The 17600-nt window shown below is 71.1% G+C and carries 17 protein-coding genes; 5 read left to right on the top strand and 12 right to left on the bottom strand.

What is annotated here, in order from left to right; translation table 11 throughout:
* Position 1 precedes the first annotated feature (1 nt).
* From VGN18_RS11425 to VGN18_RS11410, 4 genes are read right to left on the bottom strand one after another with little or no spacing between them, the layout of a single operon-like run.
* The gene (locus VGN18_RS11425; RefSeq protein ID WP_327539813.1) at positions 2–1108 is read right to left on the bottom strand and encodes a branched-chain amino acid ABC transporter permease; all 1107 of its coding nucleotides are present in this window, start codon (positions 1106–1108) and stop codon (positions 2–4) included.
* On the bottom strand, positions 1105–2004 hold the full coding sequence (locus VGN18_RS11420; RefSeq protein ID WP_327539812.1) for a branched-chain amino acid ABC transporter permease: 900 nt from the start codon (positions 2002–2004) through the stop codon (positions 1105–1107). The genes VGN18_RS11425 and VGN18_RS11420 overlap by 4 nt, the downstream gene beginning before the upstream one ends.
* A gap of 7 nt (positions 2005–2011) precedes the next feature.
* Positions 2012–2836 (bottom strand): ABC transporter ATP-binding protein, encoded by an 825-nt coding sequence (locus VGN18_RS11415; protein WP_327539811.1) that lies wholly within the window; start codon positions 2834–2836, stop codon positions 2012–2014.
* Entirely contained in the window at positions 2833–3603 is a 771-nt protein-coding gene (locus tag VGN18_RS11410) for an ABC transporter ATP-binding protein (RefSeq protein WP_327539810.1), read from the bottom strand. The genes VGN18_RS11415 and VGN18_RS11410 overlap by 4 nt, the downstream gene beginning before the upstream one ends.
* A 175-nt stretch (positions 3604–3778) precedes the next feature.
* On the opposite strand from VGN18_RS11410, the gene VGN18_RS11405 reads away from it, so the two are divergent.
* The 3 genes from VGN18_RS11405 to VGN18_RS11395 are packed head-to-tail and all read left to right on the top strand — an operon-like array spanning position 3779 to position 6169.
* Entirely contained in the window at positions 3779–4363 is a 585-nt protein-coding gene (locus tag VGN18_RS11405) for a nuclear transport factor 2 family protein (protein ID WP_327539809.1), read from the top strand.
* On the top strand, positions 4353–5132 hold the full coding sequence (locus tag VGN18_RS11400) for an SDR family oxidoreductase (protein ID WP_327539808.1): 780 nt from the start codon (positions 4353–4355) through the stop codon (positions 5130–5132). The genes VGN18_RS11405 and VGN18_RS11400 overlap by 11 nt, the downstream gene beginning before the upstream one ends.
* The gene (locus VGN18_RS11395; protein WP_327539807.1) at positions 5129–6169 is read left to right on the top strand and encodes a hypothetical protein; all 1041 of its coding nucleotides are present in this window, start codon (positions 5129–5131) and stop codon (positions 6167–6169) included. The genes VGN18_RS11400 and VGN18_RS11395 overlap by 4 nt, the downstream gene beginning before the upstream one ends.
* Positions 6170–6285: 116 nt before the next feature.
* Here the strand turns inward: VGN18_RS11395 and VGN18_RS11390 are convergent, their stop codons facing one another.
* From VGN18_RS11390 to VGN18_RS11355, 8 genes are all read right to left on the bottom strand, one after another.
* The gene (locus VGN18_RS11390; RefSeq protein ID WP_327539806.1) at positions 6286–7356 is read right to left on the bottom strand and encodes a DUF3068 domain-containing protein; all 1071 of its coding nucleotides are present in this window, start codon (positions 7354–7356) and stop codon (positions 6286–6288) included.
* Between the two features lie 147 nt (positions 7357–7503).
* Positions 7504–8481, bottom strand: a complete 978-nt coding sequence (locus VGN18_RS11385; RefSeq protein WP_327539805.1) for a helix-turn-helix domain-containing protein — start codon at positions 8479–8481, stop codon at positions 7504–7506.
* 41 nt (positions 8482–8522) lie between these two features.
* Complete coding sequence (locus tag VGN18_RS11380; RefSeq protein ID WP_327539804.1) at positions 8523–9308, bottom strand: enoyl-CoA hydratase/isomerase family protein; 786 nt, start codon at positions 9306–9308, stop codon at positions 8523–8525.
* Positions 9308–10000, bottom strand: coding sequence for a VOC family protein (locus VGN18_RS11375; protein WP_327539803.1), 693 nt, complete (start codon positions 9998–10000; stop codon positions 9308–9310). The genes VGN18_RS11380 and VGN18_RS11375 overlap by 1 nt, the downstream gene beginning before the upstream one ends.
* A 76-nt stretch (positions 10001–10076) precedes the next feature.
* Positions 10077–11762 (bottom strand): class I adenylate-forming enzyme family protein, encoded by a 1686-nt coding sequence (locus VGN18_RS11370; protein ID WP_327539802.1) that lies wholly within the window; start codon positions 11760–11762, stop codon positions 10077–10079.
* A gap of 2 nt (positions 11763–11764) precedes the next feature.
* The gene (locus tag VGN18_RS11365; RefSeq protein ID WP_327539801.1) at positions 11765–12616 is read right to left on the bottom strand and encodes an acyl-CoA thioesterase; all 852 of its coding nucleotides are present in this window, start codon (positions 12614–12616) and stop codon (positions 11765–11767) included.
* Positions 12613–13518: an SDR family NAD(P)-dependent oxidoreductase gene (locus tag VGN18_RS11360; protein WP_327539800.1), complete on the bottom strand. Its 906-nt coding sequence runs from the start codon at positions 13516–13518 to the stop codon at positions 12613–12615. Before VGN18_RS11360 ends, VGN18_RS11365 begins: the two co-directional genes overlap by 4 nt.
* 1 nt (position 13519) lies before the next feature.
* Positions 13520–14725 (bottom strand): acetyl-CoA C-acyltransferase, encoded by a 1206-nt coding sequence (locus VGN18_RS11355; RefSeq protein ID WP_327539799.1) that lies wholly within the window; start codon positions 14723–14725, stop codon positions 13520–13522.
* A gap of 100 nt (positions 14726–14825) precedes the next feature.
* Between VGN18_RS11355 and VGN18_RS11350 the strand changes: the two genes are divergently transcribed.
* Both VGN18_RS11350 and VGN18_RS11345 read left to right on the top strand, forming a co-directional pair.
* Positions 14826–16055: an acetyl-CoA acetyltransferase gene (locus tag VGN18_RS11350; RefSeq protein WP_327539798.1), complete on the top strand. Its 1230-nt coding sequence runs from the start codon at positions 14826–14828 to the stop codon at positions 16053–16055.
* Positions 16056–16079: 24 nt separating this feature from the next.
* The gene (locus VGN18_RS11345; protein ID WP_349259889.1) at positions 16080–17591 is read left to right on the top strand and encodes a carotenoid oxygenase family protein; all 1512 of its coding nucleotides are present in this window, start codon (positions 16080–16082) and stop codon (positions 17589–17591) included.
* The last annotated feature ends 9 nt before the right edge of the window (positions 17592–17600 follow it).

Raw genomic sequence — 17600 nt, 5'->3', positions numbered from 1 at the left:
TTCAGTTGGACTTGCGGGTCGCGGCGAGTTCTTCGACCGCGGCCGGTTCGGGGGTCGGATCCGGCTTCAGCTGCCGGAGCGCCGGGGTTCGCCCGGCGACCGACGGGACAAGGACGACGTACTTGTGGAACAGGCGGAAGAAGCCGCCGGTCAGACCCTCGGGCGCGACGAAGATGATCGCGATGAGCACCGCGCCGAAGAGGACGGCCGCAGCCTGCCCCTGGCCGATGTCCGAGGTGTAGTAGGGGATGTAGACGACGGCGACGGCGCCGAGGATCGGGCCGAAGCGGGTGGCCTGGCCACCGATGACGAGGCCGGTGAGCAGGGAGATGGCACTGAGCAGCGTGAACGAGTCACCGGCCACGAGCGTCCCGAGATACATCGCGAACAGCGAGCCGCCGATGCCGGTAAGCGCGCCGCTGACCCCGAACGCGACCGTCTTGGCCACGGCCAGGTTGACGCCCGACGCGGCGGCGGCGATCTCGTTGTCGCGGGCGGCGACGAGCGCGAGCCCGTAACGGCTGCGCACCAGGTTGTGCACGGCCAGCATCGTGAACAGCAGTACGACGACGGCCACCCAGTACAGCCACTTGTCCTTCTCGCCGAGCTTGAAGCCGGTCCAGTCGGGCGGGCGCAGCATCCGGTTCCGGATGGTCAGGCCCTCGGCGCCGCCGGTGAAGCTGTCGAAGCGGCCGATGAGCTCGGGGAACGCGACACCGAAGGCGAGCGTGACCATCGCGAGGTACAGCCCGCGGATCCGCAGCGCCGGCAGCCCGACGATCAGCCCGGCGACGAAGCAGACGACGAACGCGACCGGGATCGTCCATTCGGCCGACCAGCCGTAGCGCACGACGAGGACACCGGTCGTGTACGCGCCGAGCCCGAAGAACGCCGAGTGGCCCACGGAGATGAGCCCGCTGTAGCCGCTGGCGATGTTCAGGCCGGCGATCGCGACCGCGTAGATCATCACCCGGGTGACCTGGCCACGGTTGAAGTCCTGCAGCCCGTAGCCCCAGAAGATCGCGGCGACGACGACCAGCGCGCCGACCGCCAGCAGCGTGAGGTGCAGCGGCGAGTTGCGTCGAACCAGCGTCGGTGACGTGCTCATACCCGCTCCACCCTTCGGCGGCCGAACAATCCGGTCGGTTTGACGACGAGGACGACCACGATGATCGCGAAGGCGACCGTCAGCTGGAGCGAGCCGCCGAGGAAGGTGGCGTAGCCGTTGAGCATCGACTCGGCCACGCCGAATACGAGTCCGCCGACGACGGCGCCGACGATGCTGTCGAGACCGCCGAGCAGCGCGGCGGCCGAGGAGAAGATCAGGATCGGGAAGAAGCCGCTCAGGTTGAGCTGGTTCGGCGGCAGCACCGGCACGAGCAGCACACCGGCGAAGGAGCCGATCGCCGACGACACGCCCCAGCTCACACTGAGCACGTTGCCGACCTTCACACCGGAGAGCGCGGCCGACTCGGGATTGGTCGCGACGGCGCGCATCTTCAGCCCGAGGGGCGTGCGGTTGAGCAGCAACGCAAGCAGGGCGATGACGAGCCCGGTCGCGACGAAGATGCCGATGGAGTCGTAGTGCAGCCGCGCGCCTCCGATCAGCACGTAGTCGTTCAGGCCGTTGGGCAACAGGTGCGGGAAGACCTTGTCCTCGGGACCCCAGATCCAGCCGTCGGCGCCGTTGAGCGCGGTGAACAGCCCGAGCGCGACGATCAATACCGCCGCCTCGTTGCGTTTTCGGATCGGACGGATCAGCGTGCGTTCGGTGACCACGCCGAGCGCGAAGCCGACGACCATCGAGACCAGCATCGCGAGCACGAGCGGGCAGCCCTTGGTCGTCAGCCACCACGCGACGAAGCAGGTGAACAGTGCGTATTCGCCCTGCGCGAAGTTGATGGTGCCGGAGCTGCGGAACACCACCACGAGCGCGAGCGCGATGAGCACGTAGATCGAGCCCGAGGTGAGGCCGGAGAACAGGCGGTCGAGGAAGATCTCCATGTCGGCCTCAGTAGCCCAGGTAGGCGCGACGTATCGCGTCGTTGCCGCGGAAGGCCTCGGTGGCGCCGCTCGCGGCGACCGTCCCGGCCTCGAGGAGGTAGACGCGCGAGGCGATGGCGAGCGCGAGCTCGGCGTTCTGCTCGACCAGAAGCAGCGCGGTGTCGCTCTCGGCGTTGAGTTCGCGCAGCACCCGGAACAACCCCTGCACCACGACGGGGGCGAGCCCGAGGCTGACCTCGTCGCAGAGCAGCAGCCGGGGCCGCGCCATCATCGCCCGGGCGATCGCGAGCATCTGCTGCTCGCCGCCGGAGAGCGTGCCGGCCACCTGGTCGCGTCGCTTGGCCAGCGCCGGGAAGACCTCGCACCAGCGGTCGACATCGGCGCTCACCCCGCTGCGATCCTTGCGGGTGACGGCGCCGACCCGCAGGTTGTCGCGAACGGTGAGGTCGGTGAGCGTGCCGCGACCCTGCGGCACCAGGCCGATGCCGCGGCGCAGCATCTCCTCGGGCCGGGCCCGCTTGACGACGTCGCCGGTCACCAGGATCTCGCCGGCCGAGTGCGGAATGAGCCCGGCTATCGCCCGGAGCAGCGTCGTCTTGCCCGCGCCGTTGGCGCCGAGCACCACGACCACCTCGCTGGGCGCGACGCTGACGTCGATGCCGTGCAGCACGGTGGCGCCGCCGTAACCGGCCCGCAGGCCGCGCACCTCGAGCAGCGCCGATCCCGAACTGCGGATGTCGTCGTGCGGCAGGTCCTCCGGCGCGGGCGCCTCGACGAGGGCGGACTCGTCGAGCACGGCCTCGTCGTCCTCGCGCGGTTCCACGGCCGTCATGCCGCGCTCTCCGCCGTCGACCCGAGGTAGGAGGTGATCACCTGCGGCGAGTGCGCGACCTCGCTCGGCGCGCCGTCGGCGATGGTGCGGCCGAAGTCCATGGCCACGACGTGATCGGAGATGCCCATGACCAGCCCCATGTGGTGTTCGACGAGCAATGCGCTGAAGGCGAAGGTGTTCTTGAGCCGCACGATGAGCTGGCCGAGGTCGTGGACCTCGGAGTGCGTGAGGCCGCCGGCCGGCTCGTCGAGGAGCAGCAGCTTCGGCGTGCTCATCAGCGCGCGGGCGAGCTCGACCCGCTTGAGCGTGCCGAACGGCAGGCCGTGGGCCGGGCGGAACGCGACGTCGGCGAGGTCGAGTTCGGTGAGGAGATCCCACGCCTCGCCCTCGAGCCGACGGCGCGCCCGGTGCCCGCCCGGCCAGCCGAGCAGCGACGGCAGCAGGTGGGGTGTGCTGCGCGAGTGCGCTCCGAGGACGGTGTTGTCGAGCACGGTCATGGAGGGGAACAGGGCCAGGTTCTGGAAGGTGCGCGCCACGCCCCTGCGCACGATCTGGTGGCGCCGCAGGGCGAGCAGGTCGTCACCGTCGAACCGGATCGTCCCCGAGCTCGGGCGGTAGATGCGGGTGACGCAGTTGAACAGCGAGGTCTTGCCCGCGCCGTTCGGGCCGATGAGGCCGCAGATCTCGCTGTCGCGCACGGAGAAGGTGATGGAGTCGAGGGCGGTCACGCCGCCGAACCTCAGCACCAGGTCGTTGACTTCGAGCACTCTGCGCAACCTCCCGATGTGGAGCCGGTCACTTCAATTAGCAGTGTGTAGTTCCTACAACAAACGGTGTCGCCAGGTCAACGGGATGGCACCATTTCGCAGCCGATCCGTTGCGGACGCGGTCGACGGCGCGGGTTCCTGGTCAAGTCACGCTGTTAGTTGTAGTGTCCGCCCCGTGTCCGAGCGCATCGAGAATCCCGCCGTGCTGCCCACCGAGATCCGCGTCCTGCTCGACAAGCAGGCCATCACCGAACTGCTCACGCGCTACCTGCGCGCGATCGACCGCGGCGACATCGCGACCCTGCGGGCCTGCTACCTGACCGGCGCGACCGAGGAGCACGGCGGCCTCTACCGCGGCTCGGCCCAGGGCTACATCGACACCATCGAGGCCGGATTGACGCACCCGCGCGCCGTCGGCACGCACGCGCTGTCGAATGTCCTGGTCGAGGTAGACGGCGACCGGGCGCAGTCGGAGCACTACGTGCTGGCGATGACCCGGGCGCGGGCGGCCGACGGCGAGGTGAAGGACTCCCTGATCGCATCGCGCATCGTCGACGACCTCGAGCGCGTCGACGGCCGGTGGGGCATCGCCCGGCGCCGGTTGCGCTTCGACTGGGCGCAGGATCTCGCCCCACGCCCGGACCGCTGGCTGTGGGGCCGGCTCGACCCTGCCGACCTGCTGCACGGCGAGAAGTACCCGACCGATCTCGTGTACGACGGGATCACGACCGCACCGAGGAGCGCCGCCGATGGCGAGTAGCAGTGCACACAGGAGCCCCCAGGTCGCCGACTGCGTCGCGCTGGTCACCGGCGGCAACCGCGGGATCGGGCAGGCGTTCGTCGAGGAGCTGCTCGCCGGCGGCGCGCGCAGGGTCTACTGCGGCGCGCGCAACGTCGACGACGTGCCGGGCTTCATGCGCGACGCCGGCGTCGTCCCCGTCCCGCTCGACATCACCGACGTCGACTCGGTGACGGCCGCCGCGGCGGCGTGCCCGGACGTGACCGTGCTCGTCAACAACGCCGGCTTCCACGGCCGCGACCGGCTGGTGCTCACCGAGCACCCCGAGATCGCGCGGCAGGAGATGGAGGTCAACTACTTCGGCACGCTCAACATGATCCGGGCGTTCGCCCCCGTCCTGGCGGGCAACGGCGGCGGCGCGATCGTCAACGTGCTCTCGGTGGCCGGCGCGATCCCGACCGCGTTCATGGGCGGCTACTCGCCGGCCAAGTCGGCCGCGCTGTTCCTGTCGACGATCGCCCGGGCCGAACTCGACGAGCAGGGCACGTCGGTCACCGCGCTCATCGTCGGCTCGGTCGACACCCGGATGGCCGACCATGTCGAGGGGTCGAAGGAGGATCCCCGCGACATCGCCAAGACCGGCCTGCGCGCCATGATGCGGGGCGAGCGGACCGTCGACACCGACCGGATGGCCTACGAGGCGCGCTCGCGTTACGCGCTGGACCCGGCGCGCTACGAGCGCGGCATGGCGAAGGTCATGCGCAGCGGCATCCAGAGCACCGGACGATGACGTACCGCGTCGTCCAATGGGCGACCGGTGCCATCGGCAAGACCTGCCTGCGCGCGGTGCTCGACTCGCCGTCGCTCGAACTCGTCGGGCTGCTGGTCTACGGCGACGGCAAGGTCGGCCGCGACGCCGGCGAGATCGCGCGTCGGCCGGCCACCGGCGTCGTCGCGACGCGCGACGTCGACGCCGTGCTCGCCCTCGACGCCGACATCGTGCTGCACACGCCGCGGCTGCAGCTGCCCTACGAGAAGCACGACGCCGACATCTGCGCACTGCTGCGCTCGGGGAAGAACGTCATCACCACTGCCGGCAACCACTACCCGGCCGCGCACGGCCCCGATCGGCTGGCGCGGTTCGAGGCGGCGGCCGCGGACGGCGGCACGACGCTGTGCGGGCTCGGCGTCAGCCCGGGCGTCATCGGCGAGCGCATCGCGATGACCCTCGCGAGCACGAGCGTCGACCTCGAGGCGATCACCATCGACGAAGTGCTCGACGCCAGCACCATGCCGAGCCCCGACTTCGTCTTCACCGTCATGGGCATGGGCAGCGACCCGGCCGCGACCGACCTGACCAACGGACCCCTCCCGGCGCTGTATCGCGCGCTGTACTCCGAGACCCTGGCCTACATGGCCGACAACCTCGGCCTCACCGATTACGAGATCACCGACGACCATCACGTCGAGCTCGCTGCCGACGACCTCGAGGTGCGGGCCGGCACCATACGCAAAGGTACGGTCGTGGCCACCGAATGGCGCTGGCACCTGTCGGCCGCCGGTGCGCGCCGGCTCAGTCTCGCGATCATCTGGACGATGGACGGCTCGCTCGAGCGCTACGCCGGCCGTCCGCACTGGCGCATCCACATGACGGGCCGCCCCGAGGTCACGATGGACATCGACATGCGCGATGCCGTCGACACCGACGTCCGCACCACGGCCGGCCAGTACATCACCGCCGGCATCGTGCGGCAGGCGATCCCGGTCGTCGTCGCGGCACCGCCCGGCGTGCTCGTCGCGCCGCAGTTCGCGCCCTACCGCTTCTGACCGACCGTCCCGGCCGGCCCGGCGGCGGGGTGTCGAACCGTCACACGCAAACGATCTTCATGCCGACACGCGGTCGTGATGCCGGGCCGGCATGAAGATCGTGTTCCGGTGCGGATTCAGCGGGACAGCTCCGGCGTGATCTGCTCGTGCCTCGGGTGAACCATCGCGGCCGGCGGGCGGCGACGCAGGATCAGGTACAACCCGGCACCGGTGAGTCCGACACCGACGATCAGCCCGATCAGCGGCAGCGTCGTGCCGTAGAGGGTGATGGCGCTGGTGGCGTCCTTCGCGTCGTTGACCGCCTGACTGACGGAGGCGGGTGTCTGCGTGTAGGTGAGCTGGGCGACGGTCGTGAGCGGAACCGGTGCGCTCTGCCCCGGAACGGTGAGCACGGCCTGGCGCGTCTCCGCCTTCGTGGTCTTGACGATCGTCCCGGTGTCAGGAGCGACCCACAGCGTGGTCTGGCCCGAGTACAGGTAGGTGATCGGCACCGGGTCGGGCATCGCCTGCAGCAGCCGGCCCAGCGCCGTCGCCTGCGCGGCCGGCAGGCCGAGCGCCTTCGGCAGCACCGAGAGCAGGCTCCTCGGCAGCGCCTGCGGGTAGCCCGTCAGCGTCTGCGCGTCGGTGATCCTGGTGGCGGGCAGGTCGACCTTGAAGACGTAGGTGTTCAACCCGTCGACCTTCGCCTGGCCCGAGTACTTCGCCGCCACACCGCCCTGGGTGTCGACGACGTAGGCGGTGTAGTCCTGCTTGGTGGTGCCGAACGGCCAGCTGATGGTGAGCGCACGGCCGGGCACGGTGGTCACCGTCTTCGCGCCGAACGCCGCCACCGGCTCGAGCGACTTGCGGTCGACGGCGTAAGTGTACGTCGTCCGGCTGAGTTGCGTGCCGTCAGCACTCTTGACGGTCCGGAGCTCGGTGACGACGGCCTTCTGCCCGCTGGTGTCCGTCACCTTGACGGCGCGGTCGATCGTCAGCGGCACGTTGTGCAGGAACAGCGTGCCCAGATTGCCGCTCGTCACGGCCTGCGCGTTGAGCAGCGTCGTGGCCGTGCCGGCGTAGTGCCGCACCTTGTTCGTGTCCGACGGCAGTTGTTTCTGGGCCGGGACGATCGCGAAACGCAAAACGGCCGCGAAGGCGAGCAGTAGGACGCCCAGGGTCGCGACGATGATGCCGATTCTTCGCATGATGACTCCCTGATCCGGTGGCTCCGCATCGCGCGGGATCAGGCAGCGGTCCCCGCAATGCCTCACCTCGAGATTCGCCCACAGGGGTGCGCGGGGCCAGAGCAGATGGTCACCAGCGGCACCCGCCCATGGGCACGGCCTCGGGGGTCAGGCGCCGGTCTGCTCGGCGGCGCCGCGCACGACCTGCACGCTGGACCCGCGCAGCCGCTCCCCGCACTGGTCGCAGACGAGGCGGGGTCGGAAGGCCCGGCCGCACTCGCGGTGGGCCAGCTTGAGGGCGGCGCCCTCGGGGGCGACGAACCAGCGCTGGCCCCAGTCGATCGTCGAGGCGACGACGGGGAAGAAATCGCGGCCCTTCGCGGTGAGGTGGTAGACCACCCAGTCGGGACGCTGCGGGTTCGGCAGCTGCTCGAGGAAGCCGAGGTCGCGGAACGTGCGCAGGCGGTCGGCGACGATCGTCGGCGGCGCCCCCATGCGCTGCTCGAACTCGCCGAAGCGGGTGGCGCCCAGGAAGGCCGCGCCGAGCAGCGCGGCCGACCAGCGGTTGCCGATCAGCATCATCGACTGCGTGACCAGCTCGAGCGGGCGCGCGCCGGAGTGGGCGCGGCGGCGGGTGACCGCCGAGGGGATGCTGCGTTCCCACGAACCGCTGGGGCCGAACCTGCCGTCGACGTCGCGGGCGGCGGTCGGCCGGTCGCACGCCTCGCAGATGAGCTGCGGGGCGAAGAGGTGGCCGCACCGCACGTGCCGCATCGACGGCAGGTGCTCGTCGGACTCGTTCACCCAGCGCTGCTCCCACGCCCACATCGTCAGCAGGATCGGCCACATCTGCCGGCCGCGCTGGGTGAGCCGGTAGTCGTAGCGCTGCGGACGCGAGTTGTAGGGCACCCGTTCCATGACGTCGGCCTCGACCAGGCTGGCCAGCCGCGCGGTGAGCACCGAACTCGAGATCGGCCCGGCCCGCAGCCACTCGTTGTACTGGGTGATGCCGTTGTTGAGCGCCATCTGCACGATCCACAGCGACCACTCGTCACCGACGATGCCGTTGGTGACGGCGATGGCGTTGGGGCCGCCCGCGGACAGCGCGGTGACGCGATTCGGCTCGGCCTTGCTCCGCTCCGCCACGCCACCACCTCCGATCCGTTCGCCCCGTGGCCGGGCCGAGCCTACTTGCCGACGAAGACGGCCGGACGCTTCTCGAGAAAGGCCGCCACGCCCTCGTGATGGTCCTCGGAGAGCTGGCACTGGGTGAGGACGTCGAGGTGCTCGTCGAGGTGCTCGTTGCGCGTCTGCGACTGACCGTGGCGCAGCAGACGCTTCACCCGCTCGACCGCGAACGGCGAGCCCAGCGCGATCATCGCGGCGATCTCGCGGGCGCGACCGGCGAGTTGCTCGGGCTCCACGACGTCGAACAGGAAGCCGAGCTCGCGCGCCTTCGCGGCGTCGACGTAGTCGGCCGTCATCACGAGGTAGAGGGCGTTCTGCAGCCCCACGATGCGCGGCAGCAGCCAGGTGCCGGCGCCGGTGTCGGGCACCAGCCCGCGGCGCACGAAGATCCAGGAGAACTTGGCCCGGGTCGACGCGATGCGGATGTCGCTCAGCGTGGCGAGCTCGACGCCGAGGCCGGCCGCCGGACCGTCGATGGCGGCGATGACCGGCTTGCTGCAGTCGTGCAGGTACCACTGCTTGCCCTCGCGGAACTCCTCGCGGTCGGAGGACGGATCGTTCGGGTCGACGTCGCGCAGCTCGGACAGGTCGGTGCCGGCGCAGAACTGGCCCGGCACGGCGGTCAGCAGGATGACCCGCACCGCCGGGTCGTGCTCGGCCTCGTCGACCCGCTCGATGAGCGTGTTGTACATGGCGTAGTTCAGGGCGTTGCGCTTCTCGGGACGGTCGATGGTGATCGTCGCGATGCCGTCCGTGACGTCGTAGTGGATGTGCTCGCTGGGCATCAGGCGTTGCTCCCGCTCGTCGGTTCGAAGGTGACCCCGCAGGCCACGAAGCCGGTCCGGCCGTCGGCGTCCAGACGCACCCGGGTCAGTCCACGGTCACCGGCGACGAACTCGATCGTGCGCTCGCCCAGGCGCAGCGTGGTGGCGCCGTCGTCGAGCGAGAGGTCGAGGACGTCGGCCCAGCGCCGGGCCATGGCCACCGGGTACGGCACCTCGAGCACGACGCCGGTGATGTCGCGAGCGACCGCGGTGCTGCCGGTGTCCGACAGCGCCGGGCAGAGGTGCCAGGGCGCGTCCTGGGCGATCTCGTCGATCTCGGCCAGCGTGCCGAGGTCGCGCGGGTGCCACTGGCTGATCGGGTGGCCCTCGTAGACGGTGTGCATGATCGGCGCGAGGCCGGCGGTGGCGGCGCGCTTCACGACGTCGTCGAGCGACGGAACCTGCAGCACCACCATGTAGCCGGCCTCGCCGCGCCGGCCCAGCAGCCGGCCGGGCGACGAGTCGGGCGACAGCGGCGTGACGATCTCGATGAACGTGTCGTCGATGGCGAGCACCTCGTGCTCGAAGCCCAGCTTCGCCATGCCTTCGGCGTCACGGACGCCGGGGTTCAACCCGAGCGCGCCCCTCACCGTGGCGAGCGCCGGTTCGAGCTCGGCCGCGAGCAGCACCACCTGCCGCAGTGCCGGGGTCATCGGCCTACCCGCGCTTCGCTCGGTCCGGCCGCCAAGGGACTTCTGCGCCCGCGGTCCGCTCCGCAGGCCTCGCTCGTCATGCCGACACCGGACGCAGCTCGTCGCGCAGCTGCCGTTTCAACACCTTGCCGACCGGATTACGCGGCAAGGCGTCGACGATCTCGAGGCGTTCAGGCCACTTGAACCGGGCCACCTGCTGGCCGCGCAGCAGCTCGATCAGCGATTCGAGCGTCGGCGGGTCGCCGGGCTCGCGGGCGGCGACGACGGCGCAGATGCGCTCGCCCAGGTTGTCGTCGGGCATGCCGATGAGCGCGACCTCGGCGACCTGCGGATGCGCCAGCAGCAACGACTCGATCTCGACCGCGGAGATCTTGTAGCCGCCGCGGCTGATCAGATCCTTCGCCCGGTCGACGTAGACCAGCAGGTGGCCGCCGTCGCCGGTGATCTCGAAGATGTCACCGGTGCGGTAGAAGCCCTGCTCGTCGAACGGCGGCGGCACGTCGCCCCAGTAGCCGGCGAAGATCGTCGGCGAGCTGACCCGCAGCTCCCCCGGGCGCCCGGGGGTGTCGATGTCCTCGCCCGTCTCGAGGTCGACCAGGCGTGACTTCGTCTCCCGCCCGGCCCGGGCCCGCCACGCGAAGGTCGGGTCGCCCGGACGCGGGAAGAGCCGGCCGCGGTCGGCCGGGTCGGGGATCGTGTCGGGGCAGCCGAACAGGCACAGCCCCTCGTTGGAGCCGAACAGGTTGAGCACCTCGACGCCGCGGTCGCGCTCCCAGGCCTCGATCATCCAGGCCGACAGGGGCGCCGAGCCGGAGCCGACGGCCCGCAGGGAGGACAGGTCGTGCGCGGCCAGCGCGTCGGGCGAGGCCACGAGGTTGTTCAGCACCGCGGGCGGCGCGCAGGTGTAGGTCACGTGCTCGTCCTCGATCTGACCCAGGAACACCTCGAGGTCGAACGGGTGGTGCTGCACCAGGCGGGCGCCGAGCATCAGCCAGGGCAGGAACATCCCGGCCATGCCGCCGGCGTTGACCATCGGGAACGGGTTGAGCAGCACGTCGTCCGGCGTCAGCTGCGGGGTCGAGATCGTTCCCGTCGCGATGGCCTGCCAGTCGCCGTGGGCGCGGGGCACGCCCTTCGGGATGCCTTCGGTGCCCGACGTCCAGCACAGCGTCACGCAGTCGTTCGGGTGCAGCGGGTTCGCCTCGAGGTAGGCGCGGTAGGCGTCGTCGTCCGTGTCGTCGCGCAGTTCCTCCTCGAGCGCGACGACCCCGGACGGCAGCGGCGACCCCCACGAGAGCACCACCGGCAGGCCGAGCCCGGCCGCCTGCTCGGCGAGGCGCAGCTTGTTCACCCGCGCCGTGGTCACGAAAGCGCGCAGGCCCGCCATGCCACCCATCTGGGTCAGCTCGTGATGCGCGTACTGCACCGGGAACGAACAGGCGATCGCGCCCAGCCGGGCGATGGCGAGATAGCCGACGGCGAGCTCGCCGCTGTTGGGCAGTTGCAGCCCGACGACGTCGTCGGCCCGCACGCCGGCCCGGAAGAGCGCGCGGGCCAGCCGGGTGACCTCGTCGTCGACCTCGCGCCAGGTCAGCCGTCGCGGCGCGCCGTCGAAGACGGCCGGCCGGTTGGCCGGGTCGACGATCGAGATCGCGTCGGGCCGCTCGCGGACGTGGTCGGCCAACAGGTCGAGCCAGGTGCGCCCCGTCCACCAGCCGTCGGCCAGGAACGACGCCACCTGCTCCTCGGAGTAGAGCCGCACCGTCAACTCCCCTTCTCGTCGATGATGAACAAGCCCTCCTGGGCGACGGACGCGACGAAGGAGCCGGAGCGGTCGAAGACCTCGGCCCGGGTGAACGCGCGACCGTCGGCGGCCGAGGGCGACGACTGGGCGAACAGCAGCCAGTCGTCGGCCCGGGTCGGGCGGTGGAACCAGACCGCGTGGTCGAGCGAGACGCCGTCCCACGTGCGGTCGTCGAGCGTTTCGATACCTAGAGGTATGCCGTGCTGGACGAGGGCGGCCGCGAGGGTCGTCACGTCGCTCAGGTAGACCAGCAGGGCCTGCTGCAGCAGCACGTCCTCGACCGGACGCTCGCCGGCCAGGCGGAGCCAGACGTGGTTGTCGATCGACGGGTCGATGCGGCAGTCGATCGCGGCCAGGCCGCTCCACGCCTCGCTCAGACCGCCGAAACCGGCCGCGTACTCGGCCAGCGTCGGCAGCGCCTCCGGATCGGTGAGGGGCGGCGGCTCGACCTGGTGGCTGACGCCGGTCGCGGCCGCGGCGAACGAGGCCGTCATGGTGGCGAGCACCCGCTCGCCCTGGCGGGCGGTGACGGCGCGGACGGAGAGCCGGCGCCCGTCGCGCACGTGCGTGACGTCGAAGTCGATGGGGCGGTAGGGGTCACCCGCGCGCAGGAAGTAGGCATGCAGCGAGTGGGCGGTGGCGGCGGTCGCGACGGTGCGCCCGGCCGCGACGAGCGCCTGGGCCAGCACCTGGCCGCCGAACACCCGGGGCATGCCCATGACGATGCTGTCGCCGCGGAACCGCGCCGCGCCACGCTCGTCGAGATCCAGCGCGGCCAGCACCGCATCGGTCGTCGTCGAGAGATCGGTCATGAGTGAGCCACCGATCCCTCGAGCTCGGCGGCGAAGGAGAGGAAGCCCTGCAACGCGTCGGAGAACTCGCGCGGCTCGCTCTCGCGGCTCTCGGCCAGCAGCCCGGCGAGCGCACCCGGGGTCAGCCGCTCCGACGGCAGGTGCACGGTGCCGAACTCGACGGCGGTGGCGGCCCGCAGACCGCCGCCGCCGGCGACGACCACCTGCGCGTTCAGCGTCGACGTGGGGTCGACGAGCGCGGTGACGATCGGCGCGACGGCGTCGGCGTCCATGAGGTCGCGGTACTGCGTCGCCATGCCGGTGTCGGTCATCTGCGTGGTGGCGTAGGGCAGCACGACGTTGGTGAGGACGCCGCGGCGCGCCCCCTCGACCGCGATCGCCCGGCCGAGCGCGATGACCGCACCCTTGCTGGCGGTGTAGGCCGAGGCGGTCGGCTCACCGTGCAGGCCCGCGGTCGAGGCGATGAGCACGATGCGTCCCGAGCCGGCCTGCCGCATGTGGGCCGAGGCCAGCATGGCGAGGTGGGCGGTGCCGCCGAGGTTGATCGCGGTGACGGCGTCGAAGCGCTCCGGGGTGCTCTTGTGGAACATCTCCGGGTTGCTGACGCCGGCGCTGGTGACCAGAAAGTCGAGGTGGCCGAAGTCGTCGAGGGTGCGTCCCAGGACGGCCGCCGCGAAGGCGGGATCGGCGACGTCGCCGTGATCGGCGACCGCCGTGCCGCCCGCGGCCCGGATCTCGGCGACGACGTGGTCGGCCGGGCCGCGGCCCTCGGCGTCGACCTGCCGGTTGCGGTTGTTGACCACGACGGTGGCACCGGCGCGCGCGAGATCGAGCGCGAACGCCCGGCCGAGCCCCTTGCCGCCACCGGTGACGATGCCGACCGTGCCGTCGAGCGGACCCAACTCAGACCACCCGCTCGACGAGGACGGCCACGCCCAGGCCGGCCGCGCCGCTGACGGCGGCCACGCCGTAGCGCCCGCCGCGCCGCTCGAGCTCGTCGATGCACTGCCCGACGAGGATCGCGCCGGTGGCGCCGAACGCGTGCCCCATCGCGATGGTGCCGCCGTTGGGGTTCATCCGCTCCGGCCCGGCGTCGAGGTCGCGGCGGAAGCGCAGGCACAGCGCGGCGAAGGCCTCGGCGAACTCGAAGACGTCGATGTCGGACGCTCGCAGGCCTGCCTTGGCGATGACCTGCTCGACCGCGGACTGGCCGGCGGTCAGCATGATCACCGCATCGACGCTGGTCGTCGCGCTCGCGACGATGCGGGCGCGGGGCCGCAGGCCGGCCCGGGTGGCCGACTCCTCGGTGCCGATGAGCAGCAGCGCGGCGGCGTCGGCCAGCGCGGGCGAGGTACCCACGGTGTGCAGGTGGTCGATCGCGCCGACCTCGGGGTGGGCGGCCAGCGCCAGCGCGTCCTGACCGCCGGCGCCGAGCTCGGCGAACGCCGGTTCGAGCGCGGCCTGCGTCTCGGCGGTGACACCGCGGCGCACCAGCTCGTCGTGGGCGAACTCGCTGCCGTCGGGCCGGGCCACCGGCACCACGCTGCCGGCGAAGAAGCCGCGGTCCCACGCCGCGGCCGCCTTCTCCTGCGTCTCGATGCCGTAGGCGTCGAGCTCCGCGCGGGTGAAGCCGTCGATCGTGGCGTTGAGGTCGGCGGCGACGCCCATGTGGATCGAGCCGATGCGACGCACCGTCTCGGCGTCGGAGAACAGCGGGCCGCCGTCGCTGAACATCGGCACCCGCGACGTGCTCTCGACGCCGCCCGCGACCGCGAGGTCCAGGTCGCCGCCGCGGATGCGCGCCGCCGTCTGGGCCACCGCGTCGACGCCGGAGGCGCAGAAGCGGTTGAGGGTGGCGCCGGGAACGCGATCGCCCCAACCGGCGAGCAGCACCGACGTCCGGGCGATGTTCGCGCCCTGGTCGTTGACCTGCTGGCTGTTGCCGATGACGACGTCGTCGACCTCGCCCGGATCGAGCCCGGTGCGCTTCACCAGCGCGGTCTGCAGGTGCACGAGGGCCTCGACCGGTGGAAGGTGGTGCAGGGAACCGCGGGGCGATCCCTTGCCGCGCGGGGTGCGCACGAATTCCAGCACGTATGCATCGCTCACTCTGTTAGGTGTAGTACGAGCAGGGGTCGTCGCACAAGGGTTTCGTTGACGGACTGACTCTCTTTGTTGTAGTAATGAGGCACCGGAAGGGGGCTTACCCATGGGCTCACCACGCTCGTTCGTGCTCGGTGGTCACCAGACCGACTTCGCGCGCAACACCCGCCGCGAAGGCATCGGCTTCACCGAACTGTTCGCCGAGACGGTGGAGTCGACGCTGGCCGCGGCCGGGGTGCCGGCCGCCGACATCGACGTGATCCACGTGGGCAACGCCTTCGGTCAGCTCTTCACCGGTCAGGGCCAGCTCGGCGGCATGCCGGCCACGGTCGACCCCGCGCTCTGGGGCCTGCCGGCCGTCCGGCACGAGGCCGCCTGCGCGTCCGGATCGATGGCGATCCTCGCCGCGACGGCCGAGCTGGAAGCCGGGCGCTACGACGTCGCGCTCGTGCTCGGCGCCGAGATCGAGAAGAACGTGCCGGGCGACATCGCGGCCCAGCACCTGGGCGCCGCGGCGCACATCGGCCGCGAGGGCGGCGAGGCCACCTTCATGTGGCCGTACATGTTCCATCTGCTCACCGAGGAGTACGACCGCCGCTACGGCATCGACGACCGCTACGTGCACGCGATCGCCGAGCTCAACACCCGCAACGCGCGGAAGAACCCGAACGCGCAGACGCGCGACTGGAACTTCACCGCCGAGAGCTTCACCGACGACGACGACGACGCCAACCCCTCGGTCGAGGGCCGGGTGCGTCGCACCGACTGCGGCCAGGTCACCGACGGCGCCGTCGGCATCGTCGTGGTCAGCGAGCGCTACCTCGCCCAGCACCCGCTGCTCGCCGCCCGGCCCCGGGCCGAGATCCTCGGCTGGGGGCACCGCACCGTCGGGCTCTCGCTCGGGCAGAAGCTCGAACGCGCGGCCGACGACGCCTACGTGCTGCCGCACGTGCGCGGCACGATCCTCGACGCGTTCGCCCGCGCCGGCGTCGCCGACGTCGACTCGATCGACGCGATCGAGACGCATGACTGCTTCTCCATGACCGAGTACGCGGCGATCGACCACTTCGGCATCACCGGTCCGGGCGAGAGCTGGAAGGCGATCGACGGCGGCGATCTCGAGATCGGCGGGCGCATCCCGGTCAACCCCAGCGGCGGCCTCATCGGCGGCGGCCACCCGGTCGGCGCCACCGGCGTCCGCATGATGCTCGACTCGTACAAGCAGGTCACCGGCCAGGCCGGCGACTACCAGGTCGACGGTGCCCGCACCGTAGCCACCCTCAACATCGGCGGCAGCTCGACGACGACGGCCAGCTTCGTCGTCGGGGCCGTCTGAGCGGAGATCAGCATGACCAAGGCCATGGACATCGAGGTGCTCGGGCGCGCGATCTCGACGCTCCCCGCGGACGACGACCACCCCTACCGCACCGGCCCGTGGCGGCCGCAGACCGTCGAGCGCAAGGCCGACGACTGCGTGGTGATCGGCGAGCTGCCCACCGACCTCGACGGCGTGTACCTGCGCAACACCGAGAACCCGGTGCACCCGGCGATGTCGGTCTACCACCCGTTCGACGGCGACGGCATGGTGCACGTCGTCGGCTTCCGCGACGGCAAGGCCTTCTACCGCAACCGGTTCGTCCGCACCGACGGGTTCCTGGCCGAGCAGGAGGCCGGGCGGCCCCTCTGGGCCGGGCTCGCCGAGGACCCCGCGAAGTCGCCGACCCAGACCGGGTGGGGCGCCCGCGGCCGCATGAAGGACGCGTCGAGCACCGACGTGATCCTGCACAACGGCGTCGCGCTCACCAGCTTCTACCAGTGCGGCGATCTCTATCGGCTCAATCCGACGACGCTCGAGACGCTGGGCAAGTCCGACTGGCACGGGAAGTTCCCCGGCGACGTCGGGGTGTCGGCGCACCCGAAGCTCGACGAGCACACCGGCGAGATGCTGTTCTTCAACTACTCGACCCGGGCGCCGTACATGCACTACGGCGTGGTCGATGCCCGGGACAACCTCGTCCACTACGTCGACGTGCCGCTGCCCGGACCGCGCCTGCCGCACGACATGGCGTTCACCGAGAACTACGCGATCCTCAACGACATGCCGCTCTTCTGGGAGCCCGAGGCGTTGCAGGCCGGCAAGTACGCGGCCCGATTCCACCCGGAGATCCCGACCCGGCTGGCCGTGATCCCCCGCCGGGGCCAGACGTCGGACATCCAGTGGTTCGAGGGCGCGCCGACCTACGTCCTGCACTGGGTCAACGCCTACGAGGAAGGCGACGAGATCGTCCTCGACGGCTTCTTCCAGACCGACCCCGAGCCGCCGGCCGGCAACGGCACCATCTACCAGCGGATGTTCCGCTTCCTCGACAACGAGCTGATGGGCCCGAAGCTGCACCGCTGGCGGCTGAACCTCAAGACCGGCCGGACCAAGGAGGAGCGGCTCACCGAGACGACAACCGAGTTCGGCATGATCAACGGACTCCACGGCGGGCGCCGGCACCGCTACACCTATGCCGCCACCGCACTGCCGGGCTGGTTCCTGTTCAACGGGCTGGTCAAGCACGACCTCGACACCGGTCGCGAGGAGCACTACTCGTTCGGCGAGGGCGTGTTCGCCAGCGAGACCGCGATGGCGCCGCGTATCGGATCCACCGGTGAGGACGACGGCTACCTCGTCACCATCACCTCGGACATGAACCGCGACCTCTCCGAGTGCCTCGTCCTCGACGCCCGCAACGTCGCCGACGGGCCCGTCGCCCGGGTGCAGCTGCCCGAGCGTGTCAGCAGCGGCACCCACTCCACCTGGGCGCCGGGCAGTGCGATCCCCGGCTGGGGCGAGCGCGACGACGCCGCCACCGCCATCGGCCTCTAGACAGCCTCA

This window comes from Jatrophihabitans sp. (assembly GCF_036000465.1).
Taxonomy (GTDB): Bacteria; Actinomycetota; Actinomycetes; order Mycobacteriales; family Jatrophihabitantaceae; genus Jatrophihabitans.
Note: the sequence above shows the minus strand (reverse complement) of the source record. Positions and strands in the feature narration are given on the sequence as shown.